The 16812-nt window shown below is 69.9% G+C and carries 9 protein-coding genes and 1 pseudogene; 8 read left to right on the top strand and 2 right to left on the bottom strand.

What is annotated here, in order from left to right; all coding sequences use genetic code 11:
* Positions 1-523: 523 nt before the first annotated feature.
* The gene (locus tag ACFWW8_RS06610; protein WP_386524510.1) at positions 524-1843 is read right to left on the bottom strand and encodes an ROK family protein; all 1320 of its coding nucleotides are present in this window, start codon (positions 1841-1843) and stop codon (positions 524-526) included.
* Between the two features lie 185 nt (positions 1844-2028).
* Between ACFWW8_RS06610 and ACFWW8_RS06605 the strand changes: the two genes are divergently transcribed.
* From ACFWW8_RS06605 to ACFWW8_RS06590, 4 genes are read left to right on the top strand one after another with little or no spacing between them, the layout of a single operon-like run.
* A complete protein-coding gene (locus tag ACFWW8_RS06605) occupies positions 2029-3345 on the top strand; it encodes an ABC transporter substrate-binding protein (protein ID WP_386524507.1) in 1317 nt (438 codons plus the stop codon).
* Positions 3346-3358: 13 nt separating this feature from the next.
* Complete coding sequence (locus ACFWW8_RS06600; protein WP_386524504.1) at positions 3359-4354, top strand: carbohydrate ABC transporter permease; 996 nt, start codon at positions 3359-3361, stop codon at positions 4352-4354.
* Positions 4355-4385: 31 nt separating this feature from the next.
* Positions 4386-5225: a carbohydrate ABC transporter permease gene (locus tag ACFWW8_RS06595; RefSeq protein WP_386525090.1), complete on the top strand. Its 840-nt coding sequence runs from the start codon at positions 4386-4388 to the stop codon at positions 5223-5225.
* Positions 5226-5258: 33 nt separating this feature from the next.
* Positions 5259-6614, top strand: a complete 1356-nt coding sequence (locus ACFWW8_RS06590) for a GH1 family beta-glucosidase (RefSeq protein ID WP_386524501.1) — start codon at positions 5259-5261, stop codon at positions 6612-6614.
* Positions 6615-6776: 162 nt separating this feature from the next.
* Here the strand turns inward: ACFWW8_RS06590 and ACFWW8_RS06585 are convergent.
* A pseudogene (locus ACFWW8_RS06585) lies at positions 6777-7783 on the bottom strand (LacI family DNA-binding transcriptional regulator).
* 348 nt (positions 7784-8131) lie between these two features.
* On the opposite strand from ACFWW8_RS06585, the gene ACFWW8_RS06580 reads away from it, so the two are divergent.
* The 4 genes from ACFWW8_RS06580 to ACFWW8_RS06565 all read left to right on the top strand — a co-directional run bounded on the left by ACFWW8_RS06580 (position 8132) and on the right by ACFWW8_RS06565 (position 16781).
* On the top strand, positions 8132-10333 hold the full coding sequence (locus tag ACFWW8_RS06580) for a discoidin domain-containing protein (RefSeq protein WP_386524498.1): 2202 nt from the start codon (positions 8132-8134) through the stop codon (positions 10331-10333).
* A 341-nt stretch (positions 10334-10674) separates the two neighbouring features.
* Complete coding sequence (locus tag ACFWW8_RS06575) at positions 10675-12855, top strand: discoidin domain-containing protein (RefSeq protein ID WP_386524495.1); 2181 nt, start codon at positions 10675-10677, stop codon at positions 12853-12855.
* A 175-nt stretch (positions 12856-13030) separates the two neighbouring features.
* Positions 13031-14116: a DUF1996 domain-containing protein gene (locus tag ACFWW8_RS06570; protein WP_386524492.1), complete on the top strand. Its 1086-nt coding sequence runs from the start codon at positions 13031-13033 to the stop codon at positions 14114-14116.
* 178 nt (positions 14117-14294) lie between these two features.
* Complete coding sequence (locus ACFWW8_RS06565; RefSeq protein ID WP_386525087.1) at positions 14295-16781, top strand: glycoside hydrolase family 3 C-terminal domain-containing protein; 2487 nt, start codon at positions 14295-14297, stop codon at positions 16779-16781.
* The last annotated feature ends 31 nt before the right edge of the window (positions 16782-16812 follow it).

Raw genomic sequence — 16812 nt, 5'->3', positions numbered from 1 at the left:
CGCCCCGGCAGCCACGTCGAAGGACGGGGCGGACCACGCAGTTCGGGCCGGACCGCACGTGCCTCCTCGCCATGAGGCCATCGGGCGAGCGGGGCCCTGCGAAGTCCTGGACCTCTCGCCGTGGCGCGGGCCGCGCGAGGCGACATCTCTCCAAGATCCCGTCAGGAGCTCATCGCGTCACACCGCCGGACAGTCACGGGTGCGGAGGGAAAGCCGCCGGTCGGCCCTCAGCGTGTCGGAGTGGCGGCGCGGCCTGTGCCGGCACCATGCTGCAGCCCTTCCGCGAAGAGCTGCCGTGTCTGCGTGTAGCCCTGGGCGAGTTCGGCCATCGCGCCGGCCCGGCCTGCCGGGCGATCTGGCGCAGCGATGCTTCAGGGTTCTCGGGTCGATCTGGGGCAGCTGTACGTCTTCGACCACGCGGGGCGTCGGGTGTCTCCGGCCGGGGACGGGTTCGCACCGCTGGACAGGTAGTTCCCCCGCGCCCGTCGGCCCACCACGCAGGCTGCGGGGTGGGCCGGGGGGGTCAGTGTGCCGCACGCTCCTGCAGCGTGGTGCGCCAGGCCGGAAGGGGCTCCTCGCGTTCGGGTTGCGTGCGGTGGCCGCCGTGGGCGAAGAAGTCGGCGAGGGGCAGGATTCCCGCGCCGACGGTGACGGCGTCGGGGCCGAAGGTGCCGAGGTCGATGCGGACGTTGGCGGCCGGGTACGACAGGGCGTAGGAGGTGGCGTGGGACCGTACGGAGTCCAGGAAGCGGGTGCCGAGCTGCAAACCGGCCCAGCCGCCGACGAGGATGCGTTCGGGCTGGAAGAGGTTGATCAGGTCGGAGAATCCCGCGCCGAGGTACTCGGCGGTCTCCTCCAGGACGGCCAGGGCCGTCGTGTCGGCCCCGGGGGTGGTGCCGTCGGGGCCCGGTGCCGGGTAGGCGGCGGCGAGCATCGCGGTCAGAGCGGTCTCCTCGTCCGTGTCGGCCGGCGGGCGTCCGCCGGCCTCGGCCCAGCGTTCCAGGAGGGCCTCGGCCCCCGCGTACGCCTCCAGGCAGCCCTGGGCACCGCAGCGGCAGCGGCGGCCCCGGACGCGCACGGTCAGGTGGCCCCACTCGATGGCGCGGCCGGTGCGGGTGTCGTCGCTGACGACGCAGGCGCCGACGCCTGAGCCGAAGAGCACGAGGACGGCGTTACGCGCTCCGCGGCCGGCGCCGAACCACATTTCGGCTTGGCCGAGGGTCTTGGCCCCGTTGTCGATGTAGTACGGGATGGTTTCGGGCAGCAGGTGCGAGTCGCGCAGCATCCGCTCAAGGGGGACCGCGTCCCAGCCGATGGTCTGACCGTGGACGACGGCGCCGTCCGCGGTTCTGGCGACGATGCCGGGAACACCGATGCCGACGCCGAGGAGCCGCTCGGGGGCGATGCCGGCCCGGTGCAGGACCTCGGCGATGCCCTCGCGGAGGTGCCGCACGACGACGGCGACGTCGTAGCGGTCGATGCGGCGGGGCCCGGCCGCCTCCAGGGGCCGCTCGACGCGTGCGAGCTCGGTCAGGGTCAGGTCGAAGAGCTCGATGCGGATCCGGGTCTCGCCGACATCGACACCGATCATGTAGCCGCTGGTCGGGCTGACCCGGAGCAGGGTCCTGGGTCGCCCGCCGGCCGACTCCACGATCCCGGCTTCCTCCACCAGGCCGTCGCTGACCAGCTCCGCGACCACGTTGCTGATCGATCCGGAGCTCAGCCCCGTGGCGGGGCCCAGCGAGAAGCGACTCAGGGGGCCGTCGAAGTACAACCGCTGCAGAACAGCGGTTCGGTTCTCCCGCCGCAGGTCACGCACTGTCCGGCCACTACGCACGCGCACTCTGTCCCCTGTCTTCGATACCCATGGTTGCAAGATACCTGCGTGAACGCTCTTGACGAGTCCTTCGCTTGAGGTTTAACTCACATCCTAAATTAAGCCATGTGGTTTTTGGGGGCGAACCGCGGGACGTCCGCTCCCACCCCACAGCCGGCATCCCCGTTCCTTCCTGAAAGGCCCATGGAGCCATGCGCAGAATCAGAGTCGCAGCGGTCGGCGCCGTCACCCTCTCCCTCGCCCTCGGGGCGGTCGCCTGCGGCGGCGGCTCCGGCAACGGGGCCGGGTCCAACGAGCAGCCGAAGACGCTGACCTACTGGGCCTCCAACCAGGGATCGAGCCTGGAGGTCGACAAGCAGGTCCTCCAGCCGGAGCTCGACAAGTTCGAGAAGCAGACGGGCATCAAGGTCAAGCTCGAAGTCGTGCCGTGGGGCGACCTGCTCAACCGCATCCTGACCGCGACCACCTCCGGCCAGGGCCCCGACGTCCTGAACATCGGCAACACCTGGAGCGCCTCGCTGCAGGCCAGCGGCGCGCTGCTGCCGTGGGACGCCAAGAACTTCGAGAAGATCGGCGGCAAGGACAAGTTCGTGGAGTCGGCGCTGGGCTCCACCGGCGTCAAGGGCCAGGACCCGGCGGCCGTCCCGCTGTACTCCATGTCCTACGCGCTCTACTACAACAAGAAGGCGTTCGCCGACGCGGGGGTCACCAAGCCGCCGACGACCTGGGACGAGGTCATCGCCACCGGCAAGCAGCTGACCAAGGACGGCAAGGCCGGGCTGGGTGTCGAGGGCTCCAACCTTTCGAACAACATCCACCAGGTCTTCGTCCTGGGCAAGCAGCACGGCGCGGACTTCTTCACCGCCGACGGCAAGGCCGACTTCACCTCGGACGGCGCCGTCAAGGCCGTCAAGCAGTACGTCGACCTGATGGCCGACGCGCAGATCGTCGCCAAGGGCAACGCCGAGTACTCCCAGAACCAGTCGCTGAGCGACTTCGCCAAGGGCAAGACCGCCATGGTGCTGTGGCAGACCGCGTCGGCCACCTTCGCCGCGCAGGGCATGAAGGAGGACGAGTGGGGCGTGGTCCCCGCGCCCGTGCAGTCCGGTGCCCCGGGACAGGGCACCTCCATCAACTCGATGGTCGCCGGCATCAACATGGCCGTCTTCAAGAACACCAAGAACATCGACGGCGCCACGAAGTTCGTGAACTTCATGACCGGTGACGAGGAGCAGAAGATCCTCAACAAGGCCTACGGCTCCATCCCGCCGGTGAAGTCCGCGCAGGCGGACCCCGCGTTCAACACCCCCGGCCTGGCCGTCCTGCGCGACACCCTCGCCAAGAGCGCCGCCGCCCTTCCGCAGGTCCCCGAGGAGTCGCAGTTCGAGACGGTGGTGGGCACCGCGGTCAAGGAGCTCTTCGCCGACGCGGCGGCCGGCCGGCCGGTCACGCCGGAGTCGGTGAAGGCCAAGCTCGACAAGGCCCAGCAGCAGATGCCCAAGAAGTAGGCACGGATACCTCATGACCACCACCGCACCCCCTCCTACGGGCAAGCGGACGGTACGGAAGAACCACCCCGGAGCGGCGCCCCGCACCCGCCGCTCCGGGCGGCTCCGCCGCATCTCCCTGCCGTACCTGCTCCTGCTCCCCGCGCTCGTCCTCGAGCTCCTGGTCCACCTGATCCCGATGCTCATCGGCATCGTCGTCAGCTTCAAGGAGCTCACCCAGTTCTACCTCCGCGACTGGGGCACCGCGCCTTGGGCCGGCCTGGACAACTACTCCCTGACCGTCGACTTCGACGCACCGGTCGGCGAGGCACTGCTGAGCTCCTTCTTCACCACGTGCCTGTTCACCTTCTTCTCCGTGGGCCTGTGCTGGCTGATCGGCACGGCAGCCGCGATCTTCATGCAGGAGACGTTCAAGGGCCGGGGCATCCTGCGCACCATCTTCCTGGTGCCGTACGCGCTGCCCGTCTACGCCGCCGTCATCACCTGGGCCTTCATGTTCCAGCGCGACAACGGCCTGGTGAACCACGTCATCCACGACCAGCTCGGGCTCACCGACAGCCCGCCGTTCTGGCTCATCGGCGACAACGCCTTCATCACCCTGCTGATCGTCTCGGTCTGGAAGGGCTGGCCCTTCGCCTTCCTCATCATGATGGCCGGCCTGCAGAACATCCCCCGCGAGATCTACGAGGCCGCGGCCCTCGACGGGGCAGGCGTGTGGCAGCAGATCCGCCGCATCACACTGCCCTCGCTGCGCCCGGTCAACCAGGTCCTGATCCTGGTGCTGTTCCTGTGGACGTTCAACGACTTCAACACGCCGTTCGTCCTGTTCGGCAAATCGGCGCCGGCCTCGGCCGACCTCATCTCCATCCACATCTACCAGTCCTCGTTCCAGACCTGGAACTTCGGAACCGGTTCCGCGATGTCCGTCCTGCTGCTGCTGTTCCTGCTCGTGGTGACGGGCGTCTACCTCCTGTTCACCTCCCGAGGAAGGAGCGCCACCGATGCCTGAGCACAGTCACACGGTGCAGTCCCGGTCGCCCATGGCACCCCCCAAGTCGTTCCTCGTGAGCCGGCTGGTGTTCCTGACCCTCCTGACCGGGTTCGTCCTGCTGCCGGTGTACGTGATGATCTCCAGTTCGCTGAAGCCGCTGCAGGACGTGTCGGGGAAGTTCCAGTGGATCCCCTCGGGCCTGACCATCCAGCCGTACTTCGACATCTGGAAGACCGTCCCCCTCGGCCACTACTTCATGAACTCGCTGATCGTGGCCGGAGCGGCGACCGTCTTCTCCGTCGTCATCGCGATCTTCGCGGCCTACGCCGTCAGCCGCTACTCCTTCCGCGGCAAGCGCGTCTTCACCGTCACGGTGCTGTCGACGCAGATGTTCCCGGGCATCCTGTTCCTGCTGCCGCTGTTCCTCATCTACGTCAACATCGGCAATGTCACCGGGATCGCGCTCTTCGGCTCGCGCATCGGGCTGATCCTCACCTACCTGACGTTCTCGCTGCCGTTCTCGATCTGGATGCTGATCGGCTACTTCGACTCGGTCCCCAGGGATCTCGACGAGGCCGCCAAGGTCGACGGCTGCGGTCCGCTCGGCGCCCTCTTCCGCGTCATCGTGCCCGCCGCGATCCCCGGCATCGTCGCCGTCGCCGTCTACGCCTTCATGACGGCCTGGGGCGAGGTGCTGTTCGCCTCGGTCATGACCAACGACGCCACCCGCACCCTCGCCGTGGGCCTGCAGGGCTACTCGACCCAGAACGACGTGTACTGGAACCAGGTCATGGCCGCCTCGCTCGTCGTGAGCCTGCCCGTCGTCGGCGGCTTCCTCCTCCTCCAGCGCTACCTCGTCACCGGGCTGACCGCCGGCGCCGTCAAGTAGCCCCTCCTCCCATTGATCTTCGAAAGGTTCGCTGTGTCGGATCCCATTGACCTCGGCGCCTTCCCTCAGGACTTCGCCTGGGGCACGGCCACTTCCGCGTACCAGATAGAGGGAGCCGTCAAGGAGGACGGCCGCGGCCCCTCCATCTGGGACACCTTCTCCCACACCCCCGGCAAGGTCGACAACGGCGACACGGGCGACGAGGCCTGCGACCACTACCACCGCTGGCCGCAGGACATCTCCCTCATGAAGCAGTTGGGCACCAACGCCTACCGCATGTCGATCGCCTGGCCGCGTGTCGTCCCGGACGGTTCCGGGCCGGTCAACGCCCGTGGCCTCGATTTCTACGACCAGGTGATCGACGGGCTCCTGGAAGCCGGCATCACCCCCTCGGTGACGCTCTACCACTGGGACCTTCCCCAGGCCCTGCAGGACCGTGGCGGCTGGACCGTCCGCGAGACCGCCGAACACCTCGCCACCTACACCACCGCCGTCGCGGAGCGCCTGGGCGACCGCGTCACCCAGTGGGCCACCCTCAACGAACCGCTCTGTTCCGGCTGGATCGGCCACCTCGAAGGCCGCATGGCCCCCGGCCTGACCGACCTGACCGCCGCCGTCCGCGCCTCCTACCACCTCCTGCTGGGCCACGGCCTGGCCACCCAGGCCCTCCGTGCCGCAGCACCCGGCGCACGGATCGGCCTGGTCACCAACCACTCCACGGTGGTTCCCGCCACGGACCACCCCGAGGATGTCGCCGCCGCCGTCCGGATGGACGGACACACCAACCGCTGGTGGCTCGACCCCGTCTACGGACGCGGCTTCCCCACCGACATGCAGGCCCTGTACGGCGTGGAGCTGCCCGAGCGCCCGGGCGACCTGGACACCATCGCCGCGCCCCTCGACTGGCACGGTCTCAACTACTACTTCCCCGCCACCGTCGCGAACGACGCCACGGGCCCGGTCCCCTTCGCCCGCGAGGTCCGCCTCCCGGACGTACCGCGCACCGGCCTGGACTGGCAGATCGACGCCAACGGCATCGAGTCCCTGCTGCTGCGCCTCACCCACGACTACGGCGTGCAGAAGCTCTACGTCACCGAGAACGGCTCCGCGTTCCCCGACACCGTGGGCCCCGACGGCTCGGTCGACGACCCCGGGCGCACCGCCTACCTCGAACAGCACCTGGCGGCCTGTGCTCGCGCCGTCCGCCGGGGCGCACCGCTGGCCGGCTACTACGCCTGGTCGCTGCTGGACAACTTCGAGTGGGCCTACGGCTACGACAAGCGCTTCGGCCTCGTCCACGTCGACTACGCGACCCAGAAGCGCATCGTGAAGACCAGCGGCCGCCGCTACGCGGACATCCTCCGTAGCCACCGCGAGCTCCACGCGTAACCGGCGGCTCAGGGGCGCCGCTCCAGTGCCGGGGCCGGCGTGGTCGAGGGCGCCCCGGCGAGCGAGCCAGTTCCGAGCCGGTTCCACATCATCGGGGCCTGCCCGTTGCGCACGCCGGGCGTGCCGCCCGGGCAGGCTCCTTGCTCCGCCGGGCGAAACGGTTCAGGCCGAGTCGCGTACCACCAGTTCGGCGTCGAAGACGATCGAGGCGGGTTCCGTGCGTGTGCCCTGGATGTGTTCGGCCCAGAGGCGTGCCATCTCCGCGGCCATCCTCTCGACGGGCCGGCGAACCGTGGTCAAGGCGGGGCGGCACGTCGCAGCGACACTCGAGGCGTCGAAGCCGATGACGGCAACGTCCCCGGGTACCCGCTTGCCCTGTTCGCGCAGGACCTGGCAAGCGCCCTGAGCCGTCAGGTCGTTCGCGGCGAACACTGCGCCCACGTCCGGATGCTCGATCAGCAACCGGGTCATGGCCGTCGCACCGCCGTCCACCGTGAAGTTCCCCTCGGCCACCGGAATGTCACAGATCCCCACCGAGGCCAGAGCCGCACGGAACCCGTCGAGCCGGTGCTCGGCCGCCGGAATCGACCGGGGAGCGGCGATCCGCCGACGGCCGCGGGCCAGGAGGTGTTCGGCTGCCCGCCGACTTCCGTCGGCGCGGGCGAGATCGACGTAGCCGACTGCCTGCTCGGGGTCCGGACGGGCGAAGAGCACCACGGGGATCCGTGCGGCGACAAGCATCGCGGGCAGAGGATCGCCGGCCTGGATCGACACCACCAGTGCGCCGTCGGCGGCGCCCTGGCCCAGGTAGTCGACCGCCTCTTCCCTGGCGGCCTCGGACTCGGCGACCAGGATGACCGGGTGCATCGTGTGCGCCCGCGGATATCCCACGGCCCCCTGACCACCCGTCCGAAGAGGTCGGCGAAGACGCGCGAGGCGAAGGTGTCCCCGGCGCCGGGGGTGATCAGCGCAACCGTCTCCGTCCGCTGGGTCACCAGGGACCGGGCTCCCCGGTTCGGCCGGTACCCCGTCTGCTCGACCGCGCGACGGACGAGTTCTTGAATACCGGGATCCACGTTGCGGGTGCGGTTGACCCCCCGTGACACCGTTGCCCGGGACACGCCCGCCGTGCGCGCCACGTCCTCCAGCGTCGGGCTTCGTCTGCTCATACCCAGTACCCTGACGCGCCGTCTCATGACGGTGACCCGGCCCTGCAGGACGCCACGGCTGCCCCAGCCGGCCTCGCTATCACGTGCCCGGCTGCCCCCCGTACGGGAGCCCGGCCGTCCCTCCGCAGACATTCCGACCACGGAACTCTCCCGCGACGAGCCCGTGGTGACGGGCCGTGAGATGCGCCGTCGGACGAGTCGCCACGCGCGCCCCACATGTCCACCCCCTTCCACCTCGGAACTTAATGAAAGACTAAAGAAAAGACGGCAAGGACCTTGACCGGTCGATTGCGTTACGGGCAAGGTCTGGAGAGCGCTCTCCCGTTTCAGGTTCGTTAAGGAGCACCCATGCCTACTGGCATACCTGTTGACGCATCGCCACGCAGACGACGTCCCGTCGCAACCCGAAGGGGAATGGCCGGGGCGGTCGCGGCCGCCCTCTTCGGCAGCCTCCTCGCGCTGACGCCGGCGGCTCCCGCCGCCTCGGCCGAGCCGCCGCTGCTCTCCCAGGGCAAGGCGGTCACCGCCTCCAGCCAGGAGCACTACGGCACCCCGGCCACCGACGCCGTCGACGGCGACAACGGCTCCCGGTGGTCCAGCGCCGCCTCCGACGCCCAGTGGCTGCAGGTCGACCTCGGCGCCGCGACCGACCTCGGCAAGGTGGTCATGCGCTGGGAGGCCGCCTACGCCAAGGCCTACCGGATCGAGCTGTCGACCGACGGCACCAACTGGACCACGGCCTATTCCACGACCACCGGCGCCGGCGGCACCGAGACCGTGAACGTGACGGGCAGCGCCCGTTACGTCCGGATGCAGGGTGTGACCCGTGCCACCGGATACGGCTACTCCCTGTGGGAGTTCCAGGTGTTCGGTACCGGCGGCGGCACCGGCCCCGACCTGCCGGGTGGCGGCGACCTCGGCCCGAACGTACACGTCATGGACCCCTCCACCCCCGGCATCCAGGCCAAGCTCGACCGGGTCTTCCAGGAACAGGAGTCGGCGCAGTTCGGCTCCGGCCGGCACGCCTTCCTCTTCAAGCCCGGTACGTACAACAACCTCAATGCGCAGATCGGCTTCTACACCCAGATCGCCGGCCTCGGGCTGCGCCCGGGCGACACCACCATCAACGGTGACGTGACGGTCGACGCGGGCTGGTTCAACGGCAACGCCACTCAGAACTTCTGGCGCGGTGCGGAGGGTCTGACCGTCAATCCGGTCAGCGGCACCAACCGGTGGGCGGTCTCGCAGGCGTCCTCCTTCCGCCGCATGCACGTCAAGGGCGCGCTCAACCTGGCACCGAACGGCTACGGCTGGGCCAGCGGTGGCTACATCGCCGACTCCAAGATCGATGGTCAGGTCGGCAACTACTCTCAGCAGCAGTGGTACACCCGGGACAGCGCCATCGGCGGCTGGTCCAACAGCGTGTGGAACCAGACCTTCTCCGGCGTCGAGGGCGCTCCGGCCAACGGATTCCCCGAGCCCCGTTACACCACGCTCGACACCACCCCCGTCTCCCGTGAGAAGCCCTACCTCTACGTCGACGGCAGCGAGTACAAGGTGTTCGCGCCGGCCAAGCGCACCAACGTGCGCGGAACCAGCTGGGCCAACGGCGCCCCGCAGGGCGAGTCCGTCCCGCTCAGCCAGTTCTACGTGGTCAAGCCCGGCACCACCGCCGCCACGATCAACCAGGCGCTGACTCAGGGCCTGAACCTGTTGTTCACGCCCGGCGTCTACCACGTCGACCAGACCATCAACGTGAACCGCGCGAACACCATCGTGCTCGGCCTCGGCCTCGCCACGATCATCCCGGACAACGGGGTGACCGCGATGAAGGTCGCCGACGTCGACGGCGTCCGTCTCGCCGGCTTCCTGATCGATGCCGGACCGGTCAACTCGCCGACCCTGCTGGAGCTCGGACCGCAGAGCTCCTCCGCCGACCACGCCGCCAACCCCACCACCGTGCAGGACGTCTACATCCGCGTCGGCGGGGCGGGCGCCGGCAAGGCGACCACCAGCATGGTCGTGAACAGCGACGACACCATCGTCGACCACACCTGGGTGTGGCGTGCCGACCACGGCGAGGGCGTGGGCTGGGAGACCAACCGCGCCGACTACGGGGTGCGGGTGAACGGTGACGACGTCCTGGCCACGGGCCTGTTCGTCGAGCACTTCAACAAGTACGACGTGGAGTGGTTCGGCGATCGCGGAAAGACGATCTTCTACCAGAACGAGAAGGCGTACGACGCACCCAACCAGGCCGCCATCCAGAACGGCGGCACCCGCGGATACGCCGCCTACCGGGTCGACGACTCCGTCAACACCCACGAAGCCTGGGGCCTGGGCTCCTACAGCAACTACAACGTCGATCCGACGATCATCCAGGACCACGGGTTCAAGGCCCCCGTCAAGCCGGGGATCAGGTTCCACAGCCTCCTGACGGTCTCGCTCGGCGGCAACGGCCACTACGCGCACGTCATCAACGACACCGGGGCGTCCACGGTCCCGGCCGGCACCTCGACCGTTCCCTCCACGGTGGTCTCCTTCCCCTGAGTCGCCGCCCCTCCCCGCCGGCTCCGGTGACCCACCCGAGCCGGGCCGAACTCTCCGGGCCCGGTTTCCGCCCTGCCGCCACGGCCCGGGGGCACTACCGCTCGACCGGCCTCCGCTGACCCGACGGAGCCGGGCTCTGCTCCCCTGGGCCGGGTGAACCGGCCTCCCCGCCCCGGACCAGGGGGACCGGAGCACATCGACCAGCCCGGCATTCCCGGCCGGAGCGAGGCCCGAGCACCTGGCAGGGCCGTGCCCGCCGACAGAGAGCGCTGTCTCACGGGCGAGGCGCCCCCCACGGGAGAGCTGGTCAGTCCCCACCGCCGTTGACACCAGGAGCCGCAATGTTCACCCATCCCCCCTCCACCGGCACCCCACCCCGCCGCCGCACGCGCGGCGCGGCCGCCCTCGTCACCCTGGGCGCGCTCTTCGCGTCTTCGCTCACCCTGGCCACCGCCCCCACCGCGGTCGCCGCCGAAACCCTGCTCTCCCAGGGCAGGACCGCCACCGCTTCCTCGAGCGAGGGCGAGGCCTATTCCGCGTCCGCCGCGTTCGACGGGAACCTCACCGGTACCCGCTGGGCCAGCCAGTGGCGCGATGCCGAATGGATCCAGGTCGACCTCGGCGCGAGCCGCAACCTCAGCCGCGTCGTCCTCACCTGGGAGGGCGCCTTCGGCAAGAACTACGAGATCCAGGTCTCGGACGACGGAACGAACTGGCGCACCGCCAGATCCGTCACCGGAAGCGACGGCGGCACCGACGAGATCGCCCTCTCCGGCAGCGGCCGCTACGTACGGATGAACGGCCTGGTCCGCTCCGGCGGCTACGGATACTCCCTCTGGGAGTTCCAGGTCTACGGCACCACCTCGGTCGAACCCCCGGCCCAGGGCGCCGTGCGCGTCGCCGGCTCCCAGGGCAACTGGCAGCTGACCGTGGGCGGGCAGCCGTACACGGTCAAGGGCCTCACCTGGGGTCCGTCCGTCGCGGACGCCCCGAAGTACATGCCCGACGTGAAGTCCATGGGCGTCAACACCATCCGCACCTGGGGTACGGACGGCTCGACCAAGCCGCTCCTCGACACCGCCGCGGCGAACGGCATCAAGATCGTCAACGGTTTCTGGCTGCAGCCCGGAGGCGGCCCCGGCTCCGGCGGCTGCGTCAACTACGTCACCGACGCCGCGTACAAGAGCACCATGCTGACCGAGTTCGCGAAGTGGGTGGACACCTACAAGTCGCACCCGGCCACGCTCATGTGGAACGTCGGCAACGAATCCGTCCTCGGCCTGCAGAACTGCTACGGCGGCACCGAGCTGGAGGCGCAGCGCAACGCCTACACCACCTTCGTGAACGACGTCGCCAAGAAGATCCACAGCATCGACCCCGACCACCCGGTCACCTCGACCGACGCCTGGACGGGCGCCTGGCCGTACTACAAGCGCAACGCCCCGGATCTCGACCTGTACTCGATGAACGCCTACGGCGACATCTGCGGGGTGAAGCAGGACTGGGTGGACGGCGGCTACACCAAGCCCTACATCATCACCGAGACCGGACCGGCCGGCGAGTGGGAGGTGCCGAACGACGCGAACGGCATCCCCGACCAGAAGACCGACGTCCAGACCGCCGAGGGATACACCACCGCCTGGAACTGCATCACCGGTCACCAGGGCGTGGCCCTGGGCGCCACGATGTTCCACTACGGACTCGAACACGACTTCGGCGGCATCTGGTTCAACCTGCTGCCCGACGGACTCAAGCGGCTCTCGTACTACGCGGTGAAGAAGGCCTACACCGGGTCGACCGCGGGCGACAACACCCCTCCCGTCATCAGCAACATGGTCGTCGACCGGGCCTCCAGCGCGCCGGCCGGCGGCGAGTTCACCGTCCGCGCCGACATCAGTGACCCGCAGAACGACCCGCTGACGTACAAGGTCTTCCTCAGCGGCAACTACGCGAACGGCGACAAGCGCCTGGTCGAGGCGCAGTGGCGCGCGACGGGCAACGGGACCTTCGCCGTCACCGCTCCCGAGAAGCTCGGCGTCTGGAAGGTCTACATCCAGGCCGAGGACGGCCGCGGCAACGCGGGCATCGAGACCAGGTCCGTCAAGGTCGTCGCCCCGCCGGTCAGCGGCACCAACATCGCCCTGAACAAGCCCGCCACCGCCTCATCCTCGCAAGCCTCCTACGGCGACTGCCCCTGCCCCGCCGGCAACGCCACCGACGGCAACACCGGCACCCGCTGGGCCAGCGACTGGAGCGACCCCCAGTGGATCAGCGTCGACCTCGGAGCCTCCAGGGCGGTCCGCACCCTGCAACTGGTATGGGACCCGGCCTACGCCAGGTCCTACGAGGTGCAGCTCTCCGACGACGGCACCAACTGGCGCACGGTTCACACCACGACGACCGGCAACGGTGACATCGACACGATCAACCTGTCGGCCAACGCCCGCCACGTACGACTGAACCTGACCGCACGCGGCACCGCCTGGGGCTACTCCCTGCACGAGATCGGCGTCTACAGCTGACCTCGTGACGGCGCGACCCTGACGGGTTCCGCCCGCCCTTGAGGGGCTGCCGCCCCATGACTCTCCGGCCACCCGGCGGCGGCCGGAGAGCGGGTGGCGGGAAACGAGCCGCTTCCCGCCACCCGCCCACGAGCGTCAGCCCCACACCACCCCACAAGAACGGCAGGAGACTTCCATGACAGCAAGTCCCAAACGGCTTTCCGCGCTCCTCGTCGGCACCGCCCTCATCGCCGGCCTCCTGGGCGTCGGTGCGATCGCCAACGCAGCGGATCCCGCCGGCTCGGCCCCCTCTTCGTCCGCCGCGTCGCACAGCGGACACATCATGGCCGCCTCCCTCCAGGCGTCGGGCGACGACGCCGACGGGGACGGGTACATCCCGGCGGTCCCGCAGGTCACCGGTGTCACGCCGTCCGACAGGACACCGCCGCCCGCCTACCACCACGAGTTCCAGGCCGCCTGCTCGGTCACGCACACCGCGCCGGACGACCCGATCGTCTACCCGGGCCAGCCCGGAAGGTCCCACGACCACACGTTCATGGGCAATACCTCCACCAACGCGAACAGCACCACCGGTTCGCTGTACGGAGGGGCGACCGCGTGCAAGGCGCCCGCCGACGCCTCCGGGTACTGGATGCCCTCGCTCTACAAGGGCGACCAGAAGATCCTGCCCACCGGACCGCAGGTCATCTACTACAAGGCCGGCGTCACCGATTACACCAGTGTGCGTCCCTTCCCCAAGGGCCTGCGGTTCGTCGTCGGCAACCCGACGCAGAGCGCCCAGCAGTTCCGTGGCCACAAGGGCTTCGTCGAGGGCTGGGAGTGCGGTGAGAGCTTCTTCAACACCGATTTCCCGGCGAGCTGTCCGAACCGGCCCGACGTCCAGCTCAACCTCCGCTTCCAGGCTCCCAGCTGCTGGGACGGCAAGTACCTCGACACCCCCGACCACCAAAGCCACATGTCGTACACGGTCGTCAAGCCCGGCACCAACGACAACATGTGCCCGGCCTCCCATCCCGTCGCCCTGCCGATGATCGAGTTCAAGATGGCCTGGCCGGTCAACGGCGACATGTCCCAGGTCCGCCTCGCCAGCGGCCGCGGCTACAGCTTCCACTACGACTTCTTCAACGCGTGGGAGGAGCGCACCCTCAAGGCCCTCGTCGACCACTGCATCGTCGGCGGCCTGCAGTGCGACCCGCGCGGCTTCGACCTGTACCGCCCCGAACGCGGGGCGGTACTGAACTCGGAGTACCGGCTGCCCTGACCCGGTCGGCCCTCCGTAGCGGCCCGGCCCGGCCCGTCCGACGACGGGGCGGGCGGGGCCTTCGCGCTTTGTCGAGGATTCGCCCTCGAAGGGGGGCTTGACGCCGAGTCAGCACGCACCAAAGCTTGGGAGAGCGCTCTCCCACTGGTGAGGAGCGGAAGACGTGAATGGGGTGGGGATGGGCGAGGACGTGCTCGATCGACTGCTGGAGAAGCTCGATCTCGTGCAGAAGGTGCGGCTGCTGTCCGGGGACACGACGTGGCGGACGGCCGGCGAACAGACCGTCGGACTGCGTGAGATGGTGACCTCCGACGGCCCCGCAGGGGTGCGGGGAGAGGCCTGGGACGAGCGGCTCACTTCCGCACTGCTGCCCTCGGCGTCCGCGATCGGCGCGCTGTGGGACGAGGACCGGGTCGAGGAGCTGGGACGCCTGCTCGCTTCCGAAGCGGTCCGCAAGGGCGTGGACGTCGTCCTGGCCCCCACGCTCAACCTGCATCGCACTCCCCTGGGCGGCCGGCACTTCGAGTGCTTCTCGGAGGACCCCGTGCTGACGGGCCGTACGGGCGCGGCCCTGATCCGGGGCATTCAGGCGGCGGGGGTGGCGGCCACGGCCAAGCACTACGTGGCCAACGACTCCGAGACGGGGCGGATGCACGTGGACGTGCGGGCTTCCGAGCGGGTGCTGCGCGAGGTCTACCTGGCACCGTTCGAGGCCGCCGTCGAGGCGGGCGTGTGGCTGGTGATGGCCGGCTACAACGGTGTGAACGGCGCGACCATGACCGCCAATCCCCTGCTCGCCGACCCGCTCAAAGGTGAATGGGGCTTCGACGGGGTGGTGGTGTCCGACTGGGGCGCCCTGCGTTCGGCCCGGGAACCGGCCCTCGCCGCCATGGACTTGGCGATGCCGGGACCGCAGGGCCCGTGGGAGGAGTCCCTCGTCCAGGCCGTGAAGGACGGTCACGTCCCGCAGGAGGCGGTCGACGAGAAGGTGCGGCGCCTGCTCCGGCTGGCCGGACGCGTGGGGGCGCTCGGGTCGGACCGGGGCCCGCGGACCCCGGCGTTCGGTGCGGACGAGACGCGGACGCTGCTGCGCCGCACCGTGGCCGCGGGATCCGTACTGCTGAGCAACCACGAGGTGCTCCCGCTCGACCCGTCCTCCTTGTCGACGGTCGCCGTCATGGGCGTGCACGCCGGCTCCCCGCGGGTGCAGGGCGGTGGCAGCGCGGGCGTCTTCCCCCCGTACGTGGTCGCTCCCCTCGACGGGATCCGCGCCCGGCTGGAGTGCCTGGCCGAGGTCGTGCACGTACCGGGGCCGGGACTGGGCGTTCCCCCCGCGCCTCTCGGCACCCGCTGGTGCAGCGACCCGCGGTCGGGGGAGCCGGGTGTGCTGCTGCGCCTGCTGGACGAGGCGGGTCGGGAGCTCCACGCGGAGCACCGGTTGTCGGGTACCCAACTCGAGCCGCCCGTGGGTCCCTCCGCACGGACCGTGGAGATCAGCGCACTCATCCGGCCTCCGACGACGGGGGAATGGACCTTCGGCATCGCCGGCTTCGGCCGCATGAGCCTCACTCTCGGCGGCCGGACCCTACTGGACGGCGCGTTCCCGTGCACCACCGACGACCCGGCCGTCGTCCATGTGAACCCGCCCCTCCACACGGTGCGGGCGACCGTGGACACGACGGCGCCCGTCCTTCTGACGGCTCGGCGTGAACTGGTCCCGGGAGCCGGGCGCGCCACGATCGTGGCGGCGGCGCCGCCGGAGCCCGAGGCGGCGGCCGCGCTCGCGGAAGCGGTCCGGGCCGCCCGCGACGCGGACGCCGCGATCGTGGTCGTGGGCACCACCGAGCACACCGAAACCGAGGGCCACGACCGCGGCAACCTCTCCCTGGGCGGCCACCAGGACGCGCTGGTCCGCGCCGTTGCGGCCGTCAACCCGCGCACGATCGTTGTGGTCAACAGCGGCGGCCCGGTCGAGCTGCCCTGGCGCGACGAGGTGGGTGCGGTACTGCTCACCTGGTTCCCCGGTCAGGAAGCCGGAGCCGGGCTCGCCGACGTCCTGTTCGGAGACGCCGAGCCCGGTGGCCGCCTCCCCACCACCTGGGCAGCCGCCTTGGCCGACGCACCCGTCACCCATGCACAGCCCGTCGGCGGCCGGCTCGCCTACGAGGACGGCATCCACATCGGACACCGGGGCTGGCTCCTCACCGGCAAGGAACCCGCCTACTGGTTCGGCCACGGCCTCGGCTACACCAGCTGGGAGTACGAGGTGGTCCACGCCCCGGACGAGGCGGTGGAAGGCTCACCGTTCACCGTCCGCGTACAGGTGCGCAACACGGGCAGCCGGCCCGGCCGTGAGGTCGTGCAGGTGTACCTCGCCCGTCCGGAATCCACCATCGAGCGTCCCGTCCGCTGGTTCGCCGGCTACGCCGCGGTACACGCGGAACCCGGCGCTTCGGTGACCGCCGTCGTGGATGTCCCGGCGCACGCGCTGCGGTACTGGTCCGAAGCTGCGGGGGCCTGGATCACGGAGCCCGGGACCTACCGGATCATGGTGGGCCGCTCGGCCGCCGACCTGGTGTGGAGCGGGGTTCTGCCCCTTCGGGGACCGAGTGACACGAGGGTCGGACGGACGGGTGGCAGCCGACCGATCCTGTCCATCCGGTGAGCGCGTGACGGCTGCTCGCGGCGTCCGTCCG

Origin of the sequence: Streptomyces sp. NPDC058701 (assembly GCF_042715295.1) — a bacterium.
In the GTDB taxonomy this organism is placed as follows: domain Bacteria; phylum Actinomycetota; class Actinomycetes; order Streptomycetales; family Streptomycetaceae; genus Streptomyces.
The sequence above is the reverse complement of the archived record's forward strand: the minus strand, read 5'-3'. Positions and strand labels throughout refer to the sequence as shown.